Here is a 19,718-nt window from a genome sequence, read left to right as displayed (position 1 = left end):
GAGGTCATGACATCCCCCGATCTCGACCAGATCCGCGCTGCGCTGGCGACGGTCAACGACCCGGAGATCAAGCGCCCGATCACCGACCTGAACATGGTCGAGTCGCTCGACGTCGACGACACCGGCAAGGTCGCGGTGACCGTGCTGCTCACCGTCGCCGGGTGCCCGCTGAAGGACACGATCACCCGCGACGTCACCGCGGCGGTCTCGAAGGTCGCCGGGGTGACCGCGGTGGACCTCCAGCTCGGGGTGATGAGCGCCGAGCAGCGTGCGGAGCTGCAGACCGTGCTGAGGGCCGGCCATGCCCAGCGCGAGATCCCGTTCGCCCAGCCCGACTCGCTGACCAAGGTGTACGCGATCGCGTCCGGCAAGGGCGGTGTCGGCAAGTCCTCGGTCACGGTGAACCTGGCCCTCGGCCTGGCCCAGCAGGGCCTCAAGGTCGGCGTCGTCGACGCCGACATCTACGGTCACTCGGTGCCGGCGATGCTCGGCGTCGCCGACCACCGCCCCACCCAGGTCGAGGACCTGATCATGCCGGTCCCGACCCCCTCCGGGGTCTCGGTGATCTCGATCGGCCAGCTCAAGCCGCGCCGCGACCAGGTGGTCGCATGGCGCGGCCCGATGCTCGACCGCGCGCTGGTGCAGATGCTCGCCGACGTCTACTGGGGCGACCTCGACGCACTGCTGCTCGACCTGCCCCCGGGCACCGGTGACATCGCGATCTCGCTCGGCCAGCACCTCCCGAACGCCGAGGTCATCGTGGTGACCACTCCCCAGGAGGCCGCTGCCGAGGTCGCCGAGCGCGCCGGCACGATGGCCTCGATGATGCACCAGCGGGTCATCGGCGTCGTGGAGAACATGTCGTTCCTGCCCTGCCCGCACTGCGCGGAGGAGGGCCGGGAGCACCGCCTCGAGGTCTTCGGATCCGGCGGTGGCGCCCGGGTGGCCGCGACCCTGTCGGCACGGTTCGGCTACGACGTGCCGGTGCTCGGCGAGATCCCGCTCGACGTCGAGCTGCGGGCCGGCGGCGACTCCGGCAAGCCGGTGCTCGAGGCCGACCCGACCGCTCCCTCTGCCCGTGCCCTGGCCGGCATCGCCCAGCGCCTCGCCGGCCGCGGCCGCAACCTCGCCGGAATGCAGCTCGGCCTGACACCCACGTCGAAGTTCTGAGGCAGTCGTGTTCGGAGTCGGTCTCCCCGAGCTGGCGGTCATCCTGGTGGTGGCACTGGTGGTGTTCGGCCCGGACCGCCTCCCCGAGCTCGGCCGGCAGGCCGGTCGGTTCGTCCGGCAGGTGCGCCAGTTCGCGCTCAGCGCGCAGAACGAGCTGCGCCGCGAGCTCGGCCCGGAGTACGCCGACCTCAAGCTGACCGACCTCGACCCGCGCCAGGCGATCCGGCGGCACATCCTGGAGGCCCTCGAGGACGAGGATGAGCCCGGTCCCACCGGCCGGTCCGACGTGCTCGCCCGCGGCGCGCGGCCGCCGTACGACCCCGAGTCGACCTGAGAGCAGGGGTCAGCCGGTCTTCGCAGCCAGCTTGACCCGCAGCTGGCGCTGGTGACCGTTGCGCTCGATCGTGAGCGTGACGGTGTCGCCCGGTACGTGGGTGCGGATCGCCACCACGAGATCGATGGACCCGGTGACCTTCTCGCCGTCCAGCGCGGTGATCAGGTCTCCGGGGCGCAGGCCCGAGCGCGCCGCCGGCGAGCTGTCGGTGACCGACTCGACGCGTGCGCCGGACATCGCCGTGGTCCCCCGGACACCGGCCCCGATCACGGGGTACTCCGCTCGTCCGGTCCGCAGGATCTGGTCGGTCGTGGTCTCGACCTGCTCGATCGGGATCGCGAAGCCGACGCCGATGTTGCCGCTCTCGTCGCTGCCGATCGCGGTGCCCAGCGACGCGATCGCCGAGTTGACGCCGACCACTTGTCCCTGGAGGTCGACCAGCGGGCCACCGGAGTTGCCCGGGTTGATCGCGGCATCGGTCTGGATCGCGCTGATGTACGACGAGTCGCTGCCGTCACCGGTCGTCACCGGGCGGTGCACGGCGCTGACGATCCCGGAGGTGACCGTGGCCGAGAGGCCCAGCGGCGAGCCGATCGCCACGACGGTCTCGCCCACGTTCATCTGGTCGGCCGAGCCGATGGCCGCCGGGCGCAGGGACCGCGCCGCCTTGGCCTCGAGGACGGCCACGTCATAGACCGCGCTGCGACCGATTACCTTCGCCGAGAAGTGCCGTCCGCGCTGGTCGATCACCTCGATCGGGCCGTGGTCGGCCGCGGCCTGGGCCACGACATGGTTGTTGGTGATGATGTGGCCCTGCTTGTCGAAGACCCAGCCCGAACCGGTCGCGCCGCGGGCGTGACCGTCGTACTCGGCGATGATCTGCACCGTGCTCGGCAGCACCTTCTTCGCCACCGAGGGGATGCTGCTGTTGTCGGCCGGCAGCGGAGCGACCGTGCGGCGCTGGACCTTGAGAACGCCGCCGGGGGTGTCGCCGCCGCTACGGTGGCCGGCCACGACGTAGCCGGCGAAGGCGCCGCCGCTGAGCCCCAGCAGCAGGGCGACCACGGCGATCATCGGCCAGACCCAGACCGGCAGCCGGGCCTCCGAGGGCTCCGGATTTCGTGCTCCCCCCGGTGCGCTGTGCTCGATGCCGGTCGGCTGACTGTCGCCCTGGCTCTCCGTCACTCGGTCTATCTTGCCGCACGCCGCACAGCGACGTGCTCGGTGACCCCTGCGCCGGTCCCGACCCCGGCACCGACCGCCGGGCCGATCAGCTCGGAGCGGATCATCGCGGGGGAGGGCGTCCCCGGCACCTCGCCGCGGCCCGCGGGCGGGGTGGTCGCCGCCACGATGCCGAGGACCGCGAAGCCCAGCGACCCGACGCCGACCACGGCGGCCGCGGTACGCCGGCGCACGCTGGCCCGCTCGATCCGGTCGACCTCGGCCCACGCGTCGACGTCGTACAACGAGCCGAGGAGGGCCGACGGCGCCTGGGTGCGGTCCGGGACGACCGACAGCGTGCGCAGCCGGGTCTTGGTCCAGCCCTCGCGCTCGACGAGGCGGCGGCAGCCGGCGCAGGTCAGCACGTGCGCCCAGGCGCGCTCCTCCTCCTGGGTCGACAACTGGCCGTCGACGAGCGCGGAGACGCTCGACCCGATGTGTCCGGTGAGATGCAGCGCTCTCATGACGTCCTCATCGGAAGAGCCTCATGACAGCTGACCGCTCAGCTTCGGTCCGAGGTAGCGGACCCGGTCGGGCGAGGGCGCCCGGTGGGCCAGCGCCTTGCGCAGCTGGGCGCGGCCTCGGTGGATCCGGGAGCGGACGGTGCCCATCTTCAGGTCGAGGACGTCGGCGATCTCCTCGTAGCTGAGGCCCTCGATGTCACACAGCACCACGGCCACTCGGAAGTCGGCCGGGAGGGAGGCCAGCGCGAACTCGATGTCGGAGTCCAGCAGCTGGTCGACGCTGGCGTCCTCAGGGGTCCCGCCGTCGCTGGGCAGCCGGTTGTCGGCGTCGTCGGGCAGCGCGTCGAAGCGGATCCGCTGCTTGCGGCGGGCCTGGTCGAGGAACAGGTTCGTGGTGATGCGGTGCAGCCAGCCCTCGAAGGTGCCCGGCGTGTAGGTGTGCAGCGAGCGGAAGACCCGCACGAAGACCTCCTGGGTGAGGTCCTCTGCGTCGTGCCGGTTGCCGGTCAGGCGGTAGGCGAGCCGGTAGATGCGATCGGAGTGCTCGTCGACGATCTGCTCCCACGACGGGGCGTCGGGGTGCACCTGCTCTGCCTGCGACATCGCGGACTCCCTCCCCCGGCGGTGCTGCGCGGCGCGTCGGATCGCCATCGTGTGCTCTCGACCTCCAATGAACCATCGGTCCCTGAGACGGGACTTAGCAGCTCCCAGCCGGAGGCTGGGAAAGCCATTCTCCTGCGGAACGGACCAGCGCGCCACGTTGTTCCCACGCCGCTGCGCACGTTGTTCCGCCGCTCCTGCCCGCGCGGGTGCTGCCTGGTCGGCTCGCTGAGCGGTAATCTCCCCCCAAACCGAGCACCGGAGGCCGTCATCACCACACCGCTCAAGCCCGCCAGTTGGACCTACTCCGAGGAGTACGTCGCCGAGGACGACCTCCTCGCCCGTGCCCGTGGCCGTGCAGAGGAGGTCGGGGTCGTCCCGATCGGGCCCGGCGGCGGAGCCGCACTGCGCTTTCTCGCCTCGGTGCTCGAGGCCCGTGCCGTCGTGGAGATCGGCACCGGGACCGGCGTGTCCGGCCTGTGGCTGCTGCGGGGCATGCGCCCCGACGGGGTGCTCACCTCGGTCGACACCGAGGCCGAGCACCAGCGCCTCGCGCGGGAGACCTTCAACGAGGCCGGGATCCCCGCCCAACGGGCCCGGCTGATCCCCGGCTCGGCACTGGAGGTGCTGCCCCGGCTGACCGACGGTCACTATGACGTGGTCTTCTGCGACGGCGACAAGCGGGAGTACCCCGACTACCTCGGCGAGGCGCTGCGCCTGCTCCGCCCCGGTGGCGTGGTCGCCTTCGACAACGCGCTGTGGCACGACCGGGTGGCCGACCCGGCTCAGCGCGACGAGGAGACGATCGCGGTCCGCGAGCTCGGCCGGACGATCGCCGACAACGAGAACCTCGTCGGCGTGCTGCTGCCGGTCGGTGACGGCCTGCTCCTGGCCAAGAAGGTGTGGACGCCGGAGAGCTGAGCGGGCGTCTCAGCCGTCGTACGACGCCGCGCTGGTGAAGGACTCGGCACCTTCCGCGATCCCGACGATCTCGCAGGCCTCGATCAGCATCGGGGCCGAGCCGACGATCTGCGAGACCGGCGACTGTGCCGCGGTCGCCGTGAAGGACTCCTGGAAGGCCGACCGCGCTTCGGGATCGGCGAACACGTAGCAGCCCTCGAACCAGTCGTCGCGACGCATCCGCCAGGTCTTGAAGCGAAGCGTCGCCGCGCCCTGGAACCGCCGGTGGGAGCTGTCGGCCACATAGGCGATCAGCTCGTCGGGAACGCCGGCGGGACAGCCCGCCAGCGACCAGCGCACCGTCAGCCCGCTCATCGGGACCGTCATCGCGCGACCCCCTCGAGCGGGTCCGCGGATCCCAGCCAGCGCAGCAGCAGCCGGGCCCCGAAGCCGGTCGGCCCCTTGGTCCACTCGAAGCTGTCCTCTTGGGCATCCCCGACCGAGGCGATGTCGAGGTGGGCCCAGGGGAGCCCGCCGGTGAACGGCTGGAGGAACAGGGCGGCGCAGATGGCGCCCGCCGAGGTCGGCGCGTTGATCGCGTCGGCCACCGAGGACTTGAGCCGCTCGGCGTACTCCGGCACCAGCGGCAGCCGCCACAGCGGCTCGCCCGCCTCGGCGCCCGCGGCCAGCAGCGCCGCTGCCAGCACGTCGTCGTTGCTGAACAGCCCGCCGGTCTGGAGCCCGAGCGCCACCTTGGCGGCACCGGTCAGCGTCGCCACGTCGACGACCACGTCGGCCTTGAGGTCCTTGACCGCGTGCGCCAGCCCGTCGGCCAGCACCAGGCGGCCCTCGGCGTCGGTGTTCACGACTTCGGTGGTGCGGCCGCCGTACTGCCGCAGCACGTCCCCGGGTCGCATCGCATCACCGCCGATGGCGTTCTCGGCGATGCACATCAGCCCGGTCACCCGGACCGGGCACTCCATGTCGGCGAGCGCGGCCATCACCGCCAGGACCACGGCGGCGCCGGTCATGTCGCGCTTCATGTTGACCATCGCCTCGCCGGGCTTGATGCTCAGTCCACCGCTGTCGAAGGTGATCCCCTTGCCGACCAGCACGATGTGCGGGACGCGACGCGCGCGCCTGGGCGGCCGGTAGCCGAGCCGCACCAGCCGCGGTGGGGTCGCCGAGCCGCGGCCCACCGCGAGGATGCCGCCGAATCCCTTGTCCGCCAGCACGTCCTGGTCCCAGACCTCGACGTCGAGTCCGGCCTGCTGGGCGGTGGAGACGGCCTGGTCGGCGAGCCACTGCGGGGACTTGACGTTGGAGGGGACGGTGGCCAGCGAACGGGCCAGCCAGCCGGCGCCGGCCAGTGCAAGGGCCCGGGAGAGCAGCCCCTCCTCGGGCTCGTTGGTGTGCGCCAGCACGATCCGCTGGACCGGCGGCTCCGGCGCCCCCTCGGAGCGCATCGTGAACGAGAAGGAGCCGAGGACGGCCCCCTCCACGAACGCGGTCAGGCAGTCGCTGCCCCCGACCGACGGGATCGAGGTGGCCACCGAGTGCCGGCCGCGGACGGCGCGGGCCAGCGCGGCACCTGCTCGACGGCAGGCCGTCGGGGAGCCGCCTCCGACGCCGACCAGGAGAACGGTGCGCAGCGAGGGGTTGGCCAGGTCGCCGGTACGCAGCAGGGGTACGGCGTCGACGCGGCCCACCTGCCCGGTCGCACCGAGGGACTCCGCGATCTGGAGCAGGTCGATGTCGAGGTCGTCGGCCAGCTCGGCGGCACCGGGCCCCAGCTCGGGCCCGTCCTCACCACCGGCCAGCACGGGCAGCGCGACCACCGCGGCGCCGATGACGCGCGAGGGCGGGGCGTCGGTGAACGCGAACTCCGGGGGTGAGACCTGCGAGGGCAACGGCACGGCCTCGACAATAGCGAAGCCCCGGGTCGTCCGATGGGGACGTCCCGGGGCCTCGAGCGGCCGACCGTGCTGGTCAGCCGACCACGTTGTTGAGCGCTTCGCCCAGGGCACCGGCCTCTTCGGCATTGAGCTCGACCACCAGACGCCCACCGCCCTCGAGGGGTACCCGCATGACGATGCCGCGACCCTCCTTGGTGACCTCGAGCGGGCCGTCGCCCGTCCGCGGCTTCATCGCCGCCATCCGAACACCTCTTCCTCAGTTCCCTGCGCGCCACGTACAAGCGCCCTGTCCGATCCATTATCCCCCATGCCCGCCGCCGGCCGCACCACGAGCCCTCGGCGTAGGGCAGACTCCGAGGCATGGACCAGCAGCAGAATCAGGACAGCACTTCCCTGCACTACGAGGTCGTCGACGGGGTCGCCACCATCACGTTGAACCGCCCCGACGCCATGAACGGCCTGGACATCGAGATCAAGGAGGCACTCCTCGCAGCGGTGACCGACGCGGCCGCGGACGACTCGGTCCGGTGCGTCGTGCTGACCGGGTCGGGGCGCGCGTTCTGCGTCGGCCAGGACCTCAAGGAGCACCGCCAACTGCTCGATTCGGGCAGCTCCGAGGAGCTGTTCACCACCGTCGACCGGCACTACAACCCGATCGTGCGCAGCCTGCTCACGATGCCCAAGCCCGTGATCGCCTCGGTCAACGGCGTGGCCGCCGGCGCGGGCGCGAGCCTGGCGTTCGCCGCCGACCTGCGGGTGCTCGCGGAGTCGGCGGGCTTCAACCTCGCCTTCGCCGGCGTCGCGCTCTCCTGCGACACCGGCTCGTCGTGGACCCTGCCTCGGCTGATCGGCCGCGCCCGGGCGCTGGAGCTGCTCTACTTCCCGCGGACCATTCCTGCGAGGGAGGCACTCGAGCTCGGGCTGGCCACTACGGTCGTCCCTGCCGACCAGCTCGTGGCCACCACGACCCAGCTGGCCCGCCGACTCGCCTCCGGGCCGACGGTGGCGTACGGCGCCATCCGCCGGTCGGTCACCCACTCGGCCGGTCACGACCTCGCGGACGCCCTCGACTTCGAGTCGTCGATGATGACGCTCACCGGCGGCACCGCCGACCATCGCGCCGCAGTCTCGGCCTTCGTGGCCAAGGAGAAGCCCGAGTTCCATGGCCGCTGACCGGTCGCTACCGGGTCTCGCGCTGCTCCATCTCGGCCGCCAGCCGGCGTAGCAGCGCGTCGACCTCCTCGACGCGGTAGCCGCGCAGCGCGGTGGAGAACCTGACGGCGCGGAGGTCCGCCGCACCCAGGGTGTGGTCGGGCAGCGCGGGCCGAGGATCGTCGGACTGCGCCGGTGCCAGACCCTCGCCCCGGCCGGCGGCGACGACGACGACGCCGCCGATCAACAGCACCAGCACCACCCCGAAGAACCATGCCATCGGCGCTCCTCCTCCCTGCCGGTTGCCGCGACGCGGCTACTCGGGTCGCTTCGGCTGGCCGGGCTTCGCGCCCGAGCCCGGCGCCTGGCCGTGCTCGGCGCGGGCCTGGACCATCGCCTCGACCACCTCGTCGACGTCGTCGGTCAGCCTGATCATGTCGAGATCCTTGGCCGAGACGTTGCCCTGGGCAAGCACGGTGCCGCGGATCCAGTCCAGCATCCCGCTCCAATAGGCCACGCCGAGGAGCACGACCGGGAACGAGGTGACCTTCTGCGTCTGTACCAGGGTCAGTGCCTCGAAGAGCTCGTCGAAGGTGCCCAGTCCGCCGGGCAGCACCGCGAAGCCCTGGGCATACTTCACGAACATCGTCTTGCGGGCGAAGAAGTAGCGGAAGTTGATGCCGATGTCGACGTACTCGTTGAGCCCGGTCTCGAAGGGCAGCTCGATGCCCAGCCCGACGCTGACCCCGCCGGCGCGGCTGGCGCCGAGGTTGGCCGCCTCCATCGTCCCGGGGCCGCCCCCGGTGATGACCGCGAAGCCCGCGTGGGCGAGCCGCTCGCCGAGCTCGGTCGCCAGCGCGTAGTAGGGGCTGTCCGGCAGCGTCCTGGCCGATCCGAAGACCGCGATCGCGGGACCCAGCTCGGCGAGCGCACCGAAGCCCTCGACGAACTCGGCCTGGATCCGGAGCACCCGCCACGGGTCCGTGTGCACCCACTCGCTCGGCCCGCGCTCGTCGAGCAGCCGCTGGTCGGTGGTCGACAGGTCGACCTGGGAACCGCGCAGCACGGTCGGGCCGCGCTGCTTGGACCGGCGTCCCTCGTGGGCCGGCCGGGCCGATCCCTCTGGTCCGCTCATGCGTCTCCTCCCAGCCACTGCCGCAGCTTGTGCTCGCATGCCCTGATCTGCTCGATCGGCACGAATTCGTCCTGCTTGTGGGCGAAGCTCGGGTCGCCCGGCCCGAAGTTCACGGCCGGGACGCCCAGCGCGGTGAACCGGGCGACGTCGGTCCAGCCGAACTTCGGCTGGGGCGCGGAGCCGATGGCCTCGACGAACGCCCTGGCCGCCGGCAGCCCCAGGCCGGGCATCGCCCCGGGCGCGCTGTCCACAACGGTCACGTCGTAGCCGTCGAAGAAGTCGCGGACGAAGGCCTGCGCCTCCTCCTCGGTGCGGTCGGGGGCGTAGCGGTAGTTCACCGTCACCACGCATTCGTCGGGGATCACGTTGGTGGCAACACCACCGGCGATCAGCACCGCATTGAGGCCCTCGTGGTACTCCAGCCCGTCGATCTTTGGCCGGCGGGGGACGTACTCGTTGAGCCGGGCGAGCACCTCGGCGGCACCGTGGATGGCGTTGACGCCCTTCCACGCACGCGCCGGGTGCGCCCGCTCACCGCGAGTGCGGACCTCGACCCGCAGGGTTCCCTGGCAGCCGGCCTCGACCGTCGCCTCGCTCGGCTCCATCAGGATGGCGAAGTCGGCCTCGAGCAGGTCGGGGCGGGCCTGGCTGATCAGCCGCAGGCCGTTGAACCGGTCGTCGATCTCCTCGGACTCGTAGAACACGTAGGTGACGTCGCGGCTCGGGTCGGGCAGGCCTGCGGCCAGCCGGAGTGCGACGGCCACGCCGCCCTTCATGTCACAGGTGCCGAGGCCGTGCAGGTTCACTCCGTCGTTGCGCACCGGCAGGTTGTTGTTGAGCGGCACCGTGTCGAGGTGCCCGGCGATCACCACCCGCTCGGCTCGGCCGAGTCCGGTCCGGGCGACGACCGAGTTGCCGAGCCGGACGACCTCGAGGTGTCCGAGCTCGCGCAGCGCCGACTCGACAGCGTCGGCGATGGGTCCCTCGTTGCGGCTGACCGACTCGATGCCGACCAGCGCCTCGGTGAGCGCCACCCCGTCCACGGTGAGGTCCAGTCCCATGTCGGTCATCTTGTCAGGCCGGCACGGCGTACCTCACCGCGGGAATCCGTGGACCGGTCGGGAACAGCCACCGGAGAGGCAGACTCTGGGCATGACGAGGAACGAGCCCATCCGCGCCCGCAAGGCGCTCACCGGCATCAGCTCGCGGGCGTGGGAGCACCCCGCCGACCGCGGCGCGCTGGTGGCACTGCGCAGGCTGAAGGGCTACGACCAGGTGGTCAAGGTGCTCTCCGGGTTCTTCAACGAGCGTGTGGTCCGGCTCGCGCTGCTCGGGTCGGCGGTCCGTGTCGACGAGCGCCAGTTCGAGCGGCTGCATCGGCTGCTCCAGGAGTCCGCGACCGCCCTCGACGCCGAGCAGGTCCCGGAGATGTACGTCGCCGCCAGCCCGGTCCTCAACGCTGTGACGATCGGCGTGAACAAGCCGATGATCGTGCTGAACTCCGCACTGGTGGACCTGCTCGACGACGACCAGCTCCGGTTCGTGATCGGCCACGAGCTCGGGCACGCGCTGAGTGGCCACGCCGTCTACCAGACCCTGCTGCAGCGGCTGCTGATGCTCAGCGGTCTGTTCGCGGCGATCCCGCTGGGCGGACTGGGGTTCCGCGCCGTGATGGCCGGCCTGATGGAGTGGTCGCGCAAGGCCGAGCTCTCCGCGGACCGGGCCGGGCTGCTCGCCACCCAGGACCCGGCCACCGCGTTCCGCACCCACATGGCGCTGGCGAGCGGCGGCCACCTGGCCGACCTGGACAGCACTGCATTCTTGGCGCAGGGCCAGGAGTACGACGAGTCCGGCGACCTGCGGGACTCGTTCATCAAGCTGATGTTGGTGGAGGGCCAGTCGCATCCGTTCGCCGTCGTACGCGCCACCGAGCTGCGCCGCTGGGTCGACAGCGGCGAGTACACCGCGATCCTGTCCGGTGACTACCCCCAGCGGGGCACCGACGCGGCGGCGAGCGTCTCCGCGGCTGCCCAGGACGCGGCTCGGAGCTATACCGACAGCTTCCGGCGAACGCAGGACTCGCTGGGCCGGATGCTGCACGACGCTGCCGGCGTCGCGGGCCAGCTCAAGGGGTGGCTGGACGAGACCCTGCGCCGCGGGCCACGCGACGACTGAGCCGGGTCCGGGCCCGGCGGCCGTTCCTGGCCCTGTGCAGTCAGTCGGTAACCTCTTCGCATGCCGACGACATCCGCCGACACCACCCCGGCCGACGCGCTGCCCGAGACCGCGTGGGGCTTCGGCCTGGCCACCGTGGTGTCCGAGGGTCCTGCCGCCGGCGCCGTCCTGGACACCTGGTTCCCCTCCCCCGCACTCGGTGACGCCCCCGACGACGCCCAGGCACCGGCGTCGCTGACCGCGCTGGTCGGCGAGGACACCGCACGCCGGGTCTGCACCGAGGTGGTCCGGAAGGTCATCCGCCTGGCCGAGCCGCCGGCGGACGCGTCGGACACCTACCTGCGCCTGCACCTGCTCAGCCATCGGCTGGTCCGCCCGCACGGGACCAACCTCGACGGCATCTTCGGCACGCTCACCAACGTCGTGTGGACCAACCACGGGCCCTGCGCCGTGGACGGGTTCGAGGAGGTGCGTGCCGCGCTGCGTGCCCGAGGGCCGGTCCAGGTGCTCGGTGTCGACAAGTTCCCGCGGATGACCGACTACGTGCTGCCCACCGGCGTACGCATCGCCGACGCCGACCGGGTCCGCCTCGGCGCGCACCTCGCCGAGGGCACCACCGTGATGCACGAAGGGTTCGTCAACTACAACGCCGGCACCCTGGGCGCCTCGATGGTCGAAGGCCGGATCTCCGCAGGTGTCGTGGTCGGGGACGGCTCCGACGTCGGTGGCGGCGCCTCGATCATGGGCACGCTCTCCGGCGGCGGCACCCAGGTCATCTCGGTCGGCAGGCGCTGCCTGCTCGGCGCCAACGCCGGGGTCGGGATCCCGCTGGGCGACGACTGCGTCGTCGAGGCCGGCCTCTACGTCACCGCCGGCACCAAGGTGACCGTGCTCGACATGGACTCCAAGCCCAAGGTCATCAAGGCGCTGGAGATCGCCGGCTCCGACAACGTGCTGTTCCGGCGCAACTCGATCACCGGCACCGTCGAGGCCGTTCCGTGGAAGGGCGGCGGCATCGAGCTCAACGCCGACCTGCACGCCAACTAGTCGGCTCCACGATGCGCTTCCTTCGAACAGTCACCTTCCTGGTCGTCGTGGCCGTGGTCGTCGGGGTCGGCTTCGCGATCTGGCGTGGCGCCGGTCCTCTGCCCAACCCCGAGGGCTGCTCGGCGACGGTGGCCGGGCACCATGTCGCGGTCGACACCGGGCAGGGCGAGATCGCCAGCCTGATCGCAGCCGTCGGCGTACGCCGGGGCCTGCCGGCGCGGGCGGTCTCGATCGCCTTGGCCACCGGGTTCCAGGAGAGCAAGCTGCGCAACCTTCCGGGCGGCGACCGGGACTCCGTCGGCGTCTTCCAGCAACGGCCGTCCCAGGGCTGGGGAAGCCGGGCCCAGATCCGCAACCCGGTCTACGCGATCAACGCGTTCTATGACGCCCTGCAGAAGGTGCACGGCTACCAGACGATGCAGATCACGGTGGCCGCCCAGCGGGTGCAGCGCAGCGGCTACCCCGACGCCTACGCGGAGCACGCGCCCGACGCCCGCGCGCTGGCATCGGCGCTGACCGGCTACAGCCCCGGCGGCCGGTTCAGCTGCGTGGTCCACGACAGCCAGGCGCACGGCACCGCGGTGGCGGTGACCGACTCCATCACCGGCGCGTTCGGGCCGATCCCGACCGCGCGGGGGCCCCGCCAGGACGTCACCGTCGCGATCCCCGCCGGCCCCGCGGGCCGGCGTACCGGCTGGGCCGTCGCGCAGTACGTCGTGGCCCACGCCAAGCGGCTGCACGTCCAGGAGATCTCCTTCGATCACCGGCACTGGCAGATCGGTCGCGCGTCGGAGAAGGGCTGGACCCGAGCCCGCGCCGCCGTACCCACCCGCGTGGTCGTCTCGCTGGGCTGATCGATCGGGGGTTGATCGGTCGGGGCGGTCTGGGTCGTCGGGGCCGTCGTACTTCACCCAGGAAGGTCGTTCTTCACACACCGACTCTGATGTGTGAAGGCGACGCTTGGGTTCTTAACCTGGGAAAGTCCGCCTGGGCGACCCGCGCCAGCCGGGGGAATCAGCCGTCGAGCTCATCGGCCAGGCCGCGGAGCAGCTTGGCGGTGGGACGAGCGGTCTTCGGGTCGGGGTGTCGGCCGGCGCGGTAGGCGTGCTGGACACCTTCGAGCAGCCGGATCAGGTCCTCGACGATCCCGACCATCTCCTCGGGCTTCTTCCGGGTCGCGGCGCGCTGGGCGGCCACCACCGAGGGCGGGGCGTCCAGGACCCGCACCTGGTGAGCCTGGTCGCCCTTGCGGCCCGAGAGGATGCCGAACTCGACCCGGGTGCCGGCACGCAGCGTGGTCACGCCCTCGGGGAGCGACGAGGCGCGGACATAGACGTCGTCGCCGTCCTCGCGGGAGAGGAAGCCGAAGCCCTTCTCCGCGTCGTACCACTTGACCTTTCCGGTGGGCACTGTCCTGGCCTTTCTGATGGGCGAGTCGATACAGGTGACGCGCGGCGTCGCGCGATCGCACAGCCTACGGCCCAGTGTGCCCCCTCGCGACCGCATTCAGTCCTCGGACCGGGGGCCGGCCGGGCTCAGAGCCGGGCCCGCACCACCTGGTCGAGCACCTCGAGCGGAAGGGTGCCGGAGTCGAGCACCGCGGAGTGGAACCGCTTGATGTCGAAGCCGGGCCGGGCCTCGGCCTCGCGGCGCATCCGCTGGATCTCCAGCCGGCCGATCATGTACGACGTGGCCTGCCCGGGATGGACGATGTAGCGGTCGATCTCGGGCCGGACCATGGTCTCGCGCAGCGGGGAGTTGGCGACCATGTAGTCGACCGCCTGCTGCCGGCTCCAGCCGAGGGCGTGCAGGCCGGTGTCGACCACCAGCCGGCAGGCACGCATCGAGTCGGCGGCGAGCATGCCGAGTCGGTCGATCGGTGAGGAGTAGAGGCCCATCTCGTCGGCCAGCCGCTCGGTGTAGAGACCCCAGCCCTCGGCGTACGCCGCAGTCTCGGCGTACTTGCGGATCGCGGGCACCGAGTCGGGCAGCTCGTCGGCGATCGCGAGCTGCAGGTGGTGGCCGGGGATGCCCTCGTGGAAGGCCATCGACTCCAGCTCGAAGGTGCCCCAGGACGTCGGGTCGTCGACGTTGATGAAGAACGTGCCCCCGCGGCTGCCGTCCTTGGCCGGCGGGAAGTAGTAGGCCTTCGGGCCGCTGGTCACGCCTTCGACGGCACACGGTGCCTGCGGCAGCACCTCGAACCAGTCGCCCATCGCCTCCCAGGCGCGCCGCATCGCGACCTCGCTGGCCCGGACCATCTCGTCGGCGCTCTCGAAGTGCAGCGCCGGGTCGGTGCGCATCCGGTCGAGCACCTCTGCCAGGTCGCTGGTGCCGAGCGCGCTGCCGCCGAGCTCGCGGTACTCCTCGGCCAGCTTCTCGATCTGGGCGAGCCCGACGTCGTGGATCTGCTGGGCCGACAGCGACGTGGTGGTGAAGTAGCGCAGCGCCGCGTCGTACGCCGCCGCACCGTCGGGCAGGTGGCACAGTCCCGCGGCGTCGTCCGAGCGTGCGTGCGGGGACACCTCGTCGCGCAGCACGTCGCGGAAGGCGGTCATCCCGGGACGCAGCGAGCGCTGCACGGCCTCGGCGGCCCTCGCGCGCCACCGATCTGCGTCGACGTCTCCGGGCAGCTGGACGGCGCCGACGAGGGGGTCCTGGTCCGCCGGTACGACGAGGGCGGCGTCGATCTGGGCGATGGTGCCCTCGACGGCGAACCGGGCGGAGACCCGACCGGAGTCCACCCCCTCGCGCTGCCGCTGCGCCAACTGCGCGAAGTGCTCGCCGATGGCCGCCACCTTGGTGAGCACCTTCTCCGCGACCTCCGCGTCGGGGACCCCGAGCATCCCGGCGTACACCGAGACCATCACCTGGGGCCCGAAGATGGGGTCGGCGGCCACCTCGGCCAGTCGGGCCGATGCCAGGTCGGCCCGGGTCGTCGCGTCGCTGAGCAGCACGCCACGGGTGATCCGCCCATCGGCGTCGAGGGCCTCCTCGGGAACCGCCCGCACCCGTTCGGCGAAGGCGGTCAGCTCGGCGATGCGCTCGTCCTCGTGGGCCCGGGTCGCGTCCTCGAAGCGGTCGGCGTACCGGTAGTCGCCGAGCAGGTGCGCCCAGGTCGGCTCGGCGACCATCATCGCCTCGAAGTAATCGGCCGCCAGCGCGTTGATCTCGTCGGTCACTGCCCCAGGTCCTCTCGTGGGGCGGGTGGGTGACCAACCTACGCACGGTCGAGCCCACGGCGCGTGCTGATATTCGCAGCGCCTCAGGAGGCAGGCGCGGTCAGCCCGAGCGCGGCCGTGGACTCCTCGCGCATCTGCACCTTGCGGATCTTCCCGGTCACCGTCATCGGGAACTCCTCGACCACCATCACGTAGCGCGGGATCTTGTAGTGCGCGATCTTGCCGATGGCGAACTCCCGGACCCGGTCCGCGTCCAGCGGCTCGGCACCCGCACGCATCCGCACCCAGGCGCACAACTCCTCGCCGTACTTCTCGTCGGGGACCCCGATCACAGACACGTCCTCGACGTCGGGGTGGCTGTACAGGAAGGCCTCGACCTCGCTGGGGTAGATGTTCTCCCCACCGCGGATCACCATGTCCTTGATCCGGCCGACGATCGTGCAGTAGCCGTCCTCGCGCATCACCGCGAGGTCGCCGGTGTGCATCCAGCCATCCGCGTCGATGGCCTCCCGGGTCTTCTCGCGGCCCTCCTCGGCGTCGAGGGGCCAGTAGCCCAGCATCACGCTGTAGCCGCGGGTGCAGAACTCGCCGGCCTCGCCGCGCTCGACCGTCTCCCCGCCGGCCGGGTCGACGACCTTGATCTCCACGTGCGGGTGCACGCGACCGACGGTGGCGGTACGCCGGTCGAGGTCGTCGTCGACCCTGGTCTGGGTGGACACCGGTGAGGTCTCGGTCATCCCGTAGGCGATGCACACCTCGCCCATGTTCATATCGTCGATGCAGCGCTTCATCGCATCCACCGGGCACAGCGAACCGGCCATGCAACCGGTGCGCAGCGTCGACAGGTCGAAGTCGGCGAACTTCGGGTGGTTCTGCATAGCGATGAACATCGTCGGCACGCCGTACACCGCGGTGCACTTCTCATCCTCGACCGCACGCAGCGTCAGCTCGGGGTCGAAGCCCGGCGCGGGGATGACCATGGTCGCGCCCCGCGAGGTGCAGCCCAGGTTGCCCATCACCATGCCGAAGCAGTGGTAGAACGGCACCGCGATCGCAAGTCGGTCGGCGTCGGTGAAGCCCATCAGACCGGTCACGTTGTAGCCGTTGTTCAAGATGTTGCGGTGGCTCAAGGTGGCGCCCTTGGGGTAGCCGGTGGTGCCGGAGGTGTACTGGATGTTGATCGGCTCATCGGGCGCCAGCTGCGCCATCCGTTCCGCGACCGCGTCCTCGGCCAGCCCCCTTCCCTCCTCGATGAGCGCCGCCCAGTCGTCGGTGTCGCAGAACACCACGCGCTCGAGGTTCGGGGTCTCCGCGGAGGTGTCCTCGACCATCTTGCGGTAGTCGCTGGTCTTGAACGCCGAGGCGCTGACCAACATCCGCATGCCCGACTGGTTAACCGCGTAGGAGAACTCGTGGGTGCGGTACGAGGGGTTGACGTTGACCAGGATCGCGCCGATCTTTGCCGTCGCGTACTGGGTGATCGTCCACTCGGCGCAGTTGGGCGCCCACATCCCGACCCGGTCACCCTTGCGCAGACCGGCGGCGATCAGCCCCCGGGCGACGTCGTCGACGGCCCGGTCCAGCTCGGTGTAGGTCCAGCGTCGGCCGGTGGCGCACTCGACCAGCGCCTCGCTGCCGCCGTACGCCGCGACGGCGCGCTCGAAGTTGGCCCCGATGGTCGCCTCGAGAAGGGCGGGCTCGGTCTCACCGGCTGCATAGGACTCCATGACGCGAAAGTTACTCCTGGGCCCCCGGGTCCGGGCACCCTTCGGACACGACCGTGACCTCACGGTGGGGTCGTCGTTGTGGCCTGGGACGGGGACACAGGGGAAACGGAAGGACTCGGGCATGTTTCCTGCTTCAACTCGGCGCGCCACGCGCGCACTGGCACTGGCGATCGGCGCTGTCACGGCAGCCACCCTCGCCATCACCGCCGCACAGGCGAGCACTCCGGAAGAGGGCTCCGTGTCCGACACCGGCACCGTGACCAGCTGGGGTGGGGGGCCTTTCGTGGCCGCCAACGTCACCGCGCAGGTCAACGGCACCCCGGACTGCTCGGTGCCACAGTCCTGTGACGACTTCACTCTGCACGTGTCGACGCCGGCCGGCTACGACACCGGCCATGAGTTGAAGATCGACGTCTCATGGACCAATAGTGCCGCGGACTTCGATGTCTACGTGCTCGATGCGAGCGGCAACCTGGTCGGGACGGCGGCCTCGAGCGCGGACCCCGAGGAGGTCGTGCTGCCGCCGACCACCGGCACCTACACCGTCCGGGTCGTCCCGTTCGCGCCCCTCGGTGAGTCCTACTCCGCCACGGCCGCGCTGGTCGCGACGCCGGCCGATTCCCCGCCAGGCACCGACACGCCTCCGGGGTTCCACAACTACACCGCGCCGTCGTCCTTCACCGACGCCAACAACGCCGGGGAACCGTCGATCGGCACCAACTGGAAGTCGGACGCCACCCTCTTCCAGTCCTACCTCTCGACATACAAGGTCGACTTCGACGACAGCGTGTCCCCCGCACGGGCCGCCTGGAGCGACGTGAGCGCGACCGCGTCGAACGGCTGCCCCCAGGGCGGCACGACGTCGCTGGACCCGATCCTGTTCACCGACCACGCCACCGGCCGGACCTTCGAGTCCCAGCTCTCCGGCCAGGACTCGCTGACCTGCTGGACCGACGACGACGGTGCGACCTGGTTCCCCTCGCAAGGCGGTGGCATCCCCAGCGGCGTCGACCACCAGACCATCGGTGGCGGCCCCTTCAGCGCTGGCGGGGTGGGTGCGCTGCCGACCTCCACCTACCCGAACGCGGTCTACTACTGCAGCCAGGACATCGCAACGGCGTTCTGTGCCACCTCACGAGACGGCGGGACCACCTTCGGTCCTGGCGTGTCCACCTACAGCCTGCTCGACTGCGGCGGCCTGCACGGGCACGTGAAGGTCGCCCCGGACGGCACCGCCTACCTGCCCAACAAGGGGTGCGGCAACAACGCGGCGGTGGTGACCTCCACCGACGACGGCTCCAGCTGGACGGTCCACAAGGTGCCGGGCAGCTCGACCAGTGACGCCGACCCCTCGGTGGGCATCGGCGCCAATGGCACCACGTACTTCGGATACGTCGGCTCCGACGGCCGGCCCGCGGTCGCGGTCAGCCACGACCGCGGCGAGACCTGGTCGACCCCGCAGCATGTGGGGACCGAGTTCGGGATCAACAACGCCGTGTTCCCGGCGATGGTTGCCGGCGACGACGACAGGGCGGCGCTGGCCTTCATCGGGACACCCACCGACGGCAACTACCAGGACGCCGCCAACTTCGACGGGGTGTGGCACCTCTACGTGGCCACCACCTACGACGGCGGCAAGACCTGGCAGACCTCGGACGCGACTCCCAACGACCCGGTGCAGCGCGGCTCGATCTGTACCGGTGGGACCACCTGCGGCAGCGACCGCAACCTGCTGGACTTCATCGACGCCACGGTCGATAGGACCGGGCACATCGAGGTCGCGTACGCCGACGGGTGCATCAAGACCTGTGTGACCGACGCGAGCGAGACCAGCGGCGCCGGGCCCGCCGACGCCCAAGCCGCCTATGCGACGATCGCCCGGCAGAGCAGCGGCATGCCCCTGTTCTCCCAGTACGACCCGACCACGAACCTCACCCTGAGCTCTCTGAACGTGTCCGACCAATCGGGGCAGTTCGTGGCGAAGGTCGGGGTGACGAACTCCGGGAACCAGCCGGTCGACGCATTCGACGTTCAAGTCCTCGACAACCGCAAGCCTGTCGGCGATGTCGGCACCTCGCTCGACCCGGGCAGGTCCACCACCCTGACCTTCAGGTGGAAGGCGACCGGCGGTGGCCACACGGTAACCGCCGTGGTCGACCCGCTGAACCTGGTCACCGAGTCCGACGAGTCGGACAACAAGCAGGTCCAGGTAGTCACCCAGTGACGCGGCGGCTGTGGTGGCTGTGGTGGCCTGTCCTATCGGTCGCCCTGGCCGTCGTGCTCACCGGCTGTGGGAGCCACTCTGAAAGCGACGACGCCCACCACGAGATCGATGCGGGGGCCGACACCTCGGTCTGCGTCGCGGACGCGAAGCCCATCTCGTCGTACCCGGCCCGGTTCCCGCAGGAGTTCCCGTTCCCACCCCGGACAGTCGTCTATCACGCGGAGGACAGGGGCGCTGACGGCGTGATCGTCTCCGGGGTGACCTTGCTGCCGTTCAAGCAGGTGCTCGCCGCGCTGAATGGTCCCGCCCAACGCGCCGGCTTCAAGGTCACCAACGGCGAGACCGAGTCGCACGACGCCGAGGCGAACTGGACAGGCAACGGCTTCCACGGTCGATGGGCCATCCGGGAGTCGGCGACCTGTCCGAGGCAGACCGTGGTGCAGGTGCTCGCCGCGCCGAAGTGAAGCCGAC

Annotated in this window: 21 protein-coding genes; 9 read left to right on the top strand and 12 right to left on the bottom strand. The window is 71.0% G+C overall.

The window, feature by feature from the left end; translation table 11 throughout:
- Positions 1-6 precede the first annotated feature (6 nt).
- Both Q9R13_RS16980 and Q9R13_RS16975 read left to right on the top strand, forming a co-directional pair.
- Positions 7-1,170, top strand: coding sequence for an Mrp/NBP35 family ATP-binding protein (locus Q9R13_RS16980; RefSeq protein ID WP_310962356.1), 1,164 nt, complete (start codon positions 7-9; stop codon positions 1,168-1,170).
- 7 nt (positions 1,171-1,177) lie between these two features.
- Positions 1,178-1,504: a sec-independent translocase gene (locus Q9R13_RS16975; protein ID WP_310962355.1), complete on the top strand. Its 327-nt coding sequence runs from the start codon at positions 1,178-1,180 to the stop codon at positions 1,502-1,504.
- Positions 1,505-1,513: 9 nt separating this feature from the next.
- Here Q9R13_RS16975 and Q9R13_RS16970 read toward each other — a convergent pair whose 3' ends face one another.
- The 3 genes from Q9R13_RS16970 to sigE are packed head-to-tail and all read right to left on the bottom strand — an operon-like array spanning position 1,514 to position 3,840.
- The gene (locus tag Q9R13_RS16970; protein WP_310962354.1) at positions 1,514-2,689 is read right to left on the bottom strand and encodes a S1C family serine protease; all 1,176 of its coding nucleotides are present in this window, start codon (positions 2,687-2,689) and stop codon (positions 1,514-1,516) included.
- Positions 2,690-2,694: 5 nt separating this feature from the next.
- Positions 2,695-3,189, bottom strand: a complete 495-nt coding sequence (locus Q9R13_RS16965; RefSeq protein WP_310962353.1) for an anti-sigma factor family protein — start codon at positions 3,187-3,189, stop codon at positions 2,695-2,697.
- 21 nt (positions 3,190-3,210) lie between these two features.
- A complete protein-coding gene (gene sigE, locus Q9R13_RS16960; RefSeq protein ID WP_310962352.1) occupies positions 3,211-3,840 on the bottom strand; it encodes an RNA polymerase sigma factor SigE in 630 nt (209 codons plus the stop codon).
- Positions 3,841-4,059: 219 nt separating this feature from the next.
- Here sigE and Q9R13_RS16955 point away from each other — a divergent pair, with 219 nt between their 5' ends.
- Positions 4,060-4,710: an O-methyltransferase gene (locus tag Q9R13_RS16955; RefSeq protein ID WP_310965113.1), complete on the top strand. Its 651-nt coding sequence runs from the start codon at positions 4,060-4,062 to the stop codon at positions 4,708-4,710.
- A gap of 9 nt (positions 4,711-4,719) precedes the next feature.
- On the opposite strand, the gene Q9R13_RS16950 is transcribed toward Q9R13_RS16955, so the two are convergent.
- From Q9R13_RS16950 to Q9R13_RS16940, 3 genes are all read right to left on the bottom strand, one after another.
- Positions 4,720-5,076, bottom strand: a complete 357-nt coding sequence (locus Q9R13_RS16950; protein ID WP_310962351.1) for a hypothetical protein — start codon at positions 5,074-5,076, stop codon at positions 4,720-4,722.
- Complete coding sequence (locus tag Q9R13_RS16945; RefSeq protein ID WP_310962350.1) at positions 5,073-6,605, bottom strand: leucyl aminopeptidase; 1,533 nt, start codon at positions 6,603-6,605, stop codon at positions 5,073-5,075. The genes Q9R13_RS16950 and Q9R13_RS16945 overlap by 4 nt, the downstream gene beginning before the upstream one ends.
- A gap of 73 nt (positions 6,606-6,678) precedes the next feature.
- Positions 6,679-6,846 (bottom strand): DUF3117 domain-containing protein, encoded by a 168-nt coding sequence (locus Q9R13_RS16940; protein WP_310962349.1) that lies wholly within the window; start codon positions 6,844-6,846, stop codon positions 6,679-6,681.
- 119 nt (positions 6,847-6,965) lie between these two features.
- Between Q9R13_RS16940 and Q9R13_RS16935 the strand changes: the two genes are divergently transcribed.
- Positions 6,966-7,778 (top strand): enoyl-CoA hydratase-related protein, encoded by an 813-nt coding sequence (locus Q9R13_RS16935; RefSeq protein WP_310962348.1) that lies wholly within the window; start codon positions 6,966-6,968, stop codon positions 7,776-7,778.
- 7 nt (positions 7,779-7,785) lie between these two features.
- On the opposite strand, the gene Q9R13_RS16930 is transcribed toward Q9R13_RS16935, so the two are convergent.
- From Q9R13_RS16930 to dapE, 3 genes are read right to left on the bottom strand one after another with little or no spacing between them, the layout of a single operon-like run.
- Positions 7,786-8,037, bottom strand: coding sequence for a DivIVA domain-containing protein (locus tag Q9R13_RS16930; RefSeq protein WP_310962347.1), 252 nt, complete (start codon positions 8,035-8,037; stop codon positions 7,786-7,788).
- A gap of 36 nt (positions 8,038-8,073) precedes the next feature.
- Complete coding sequence (locus tag Q9R13_RS16925) at positions 8,074-8,892, bottom strand: LOG family protein (RefSeq protein WP_310962346.1); 819 nt, start codon at positions 8,890-8,892, stop codon at positions 8,074-8,076.
- Positions 8,889-9,953: a succinyl-diaminopimelate desuccinylase gene (gene dapE, locus Q9R13_RS16920; RefSeq protein WP_397219456.1), complete on the bottom strand. Its 1,065-nt coding sequence runs from the start codon at positions 9,951-9,953 to the stop codon at positions 8,889-8,891. Before dapE ends, Q9R13_RS16925 begins: the two co-directional genes overlap by 4 nt.
- A 91-nt stretch (positions 9,954-10,044) precedes the next feature.
- Here dapE and Q9R13_RS16915 point away from each other — a divergent pair, with 91 nt between their 5' ends.
- From Q9R13_RS16915 to Q9R13_RS16905, 3 genes are read left to right on the top strand one after another with little or no spacing between them, the layout of a single operon-like run.
- Entirely contained in the window at positions 10,045-11,067 is a 1,023-nt protein-coding gene (locus Q9R13_RS16915) for a M48 family metallopeptidase (protein WP_310962344.1), read from the top strand.
- Between the two features lie 60 nt (positions 11,068-11,127).
- Positions 11,128-12,114: a 2,3,4,5-tetrahydropyridine-2,6-dicarboxylate N-succinyltransferase gene (dapD, locus tag Q9R13_RS16910; RefSeq protein WP_310962343.1), complete on the top strand. Its 987-nt coding sequence runs from the start codon at positions 11,128-11,130 to the stop codon at positions 12,112-12,114.
- 11 nt (positions 12,115-12,125) lie between these two features.
- Positions 12,126-12,968, top strand: a complete 843-nt coding sequence (locus tag Q9R13_RS16905) for a hypothetical protein (protein WP_310962342.1) — start codon at positions 12,126-12,128, stop codon at positions 12,966-12,968.
- A 160-nt stretch (positions 12,969-13,128) separates the two neighbouring features.
- Here Q9R13_RS16905 and Q9R13_RS16900 read toward each other — a convergent pair whose 3' ends face one another.
- The 3 genes from Q9R13_RS16900 to Q9R13_RS16890 all read right to left on the bottom strand — a co-directional run bounded on the left by Q9R13_RS16900 (position 13,129) and on the right by Q9R13_RS16890 (position 17,023).
- Positions 13,129-13,524: a cold-shock protein gene (locus Q9R13_RS16900; RefSeq protein WP_310962341.1), complete on the bottom strand. Its 396-nt coding sequence runs from the start codon at positions 13,522-13,524 to the stop codon at positions 13,129-13,131.
- 125 nt (positions 13,525-13,649) lie between these two features.
- Entirely contained in the window at positions 13,650-15,296 is a 1,647-nt protein-coding gene (locus Q9R13_RS16895; protein ID WP_310962340.1) for a DUF885 domain-containing protein, read from the bottom strand.
- Between the two features lie 83 nt (positions 15,297-15,379).
- A complete protein-coding gene (locus tag Q9R13_RS16890) occupies positions 15,380-17,023 on the bottom strand; it encodes an AMP-binding protein (protein WP_310962339.1) in 1,644 nt (547 codons plus the stop codon).
- Between the two features lie 121 nt (positions 17,024-17,144).
- Between Q9R13_RS16890 and Q9R13_RS16885 the strand changes: the two genes are divergently transcribed.
- Both Q9R13_RS16885 and Q9R13_RS16880 read left to right on the top strand, forming a co-directional pair.
- Positions 17,145-19,247: a CARDB domain-containing protein gene (locus tag Q9R13_RS16885; protein ID WP_310962338.1), complete on the top strand. Its 2,103-nt coding sequence runs from the start codon at positions 17,145-17,147 to the stop codon at positions 19,245-19,247.
- Positions 19,244-19,711: a hypothetical protein gene (locus Q9R13_RS16880; RefSeq protein ID WP_310962337.1), complete on the top strand. Its 468-nt coding sequence runs from the start codon at positions 19,244-19,246 to the stop codon at positions 19,709-19,711. The genes Q9R13_RS16885 and Q9R13_RS16880 overlap by 4 nt, the downstream gene beginning before the upstream one ends.
- Positions 19,712-19,718: the final 7 nt, after the last annotated feature.

Origin of the sequence: Nocardioides marmorisolisilvae (assembly GCF_031656915.1) — a bacterium.
GTDB lineage: Bacteria > Actinomycetota > Actinomycetes > Propionibacteriales > Nocardioidaceae > Marmoricola > Marmoricola terrisoli.
Note: the sequence above shows the minus strand (reverse complement) of the source record. Positions and strands in the feature narration are given on the sequence as shown.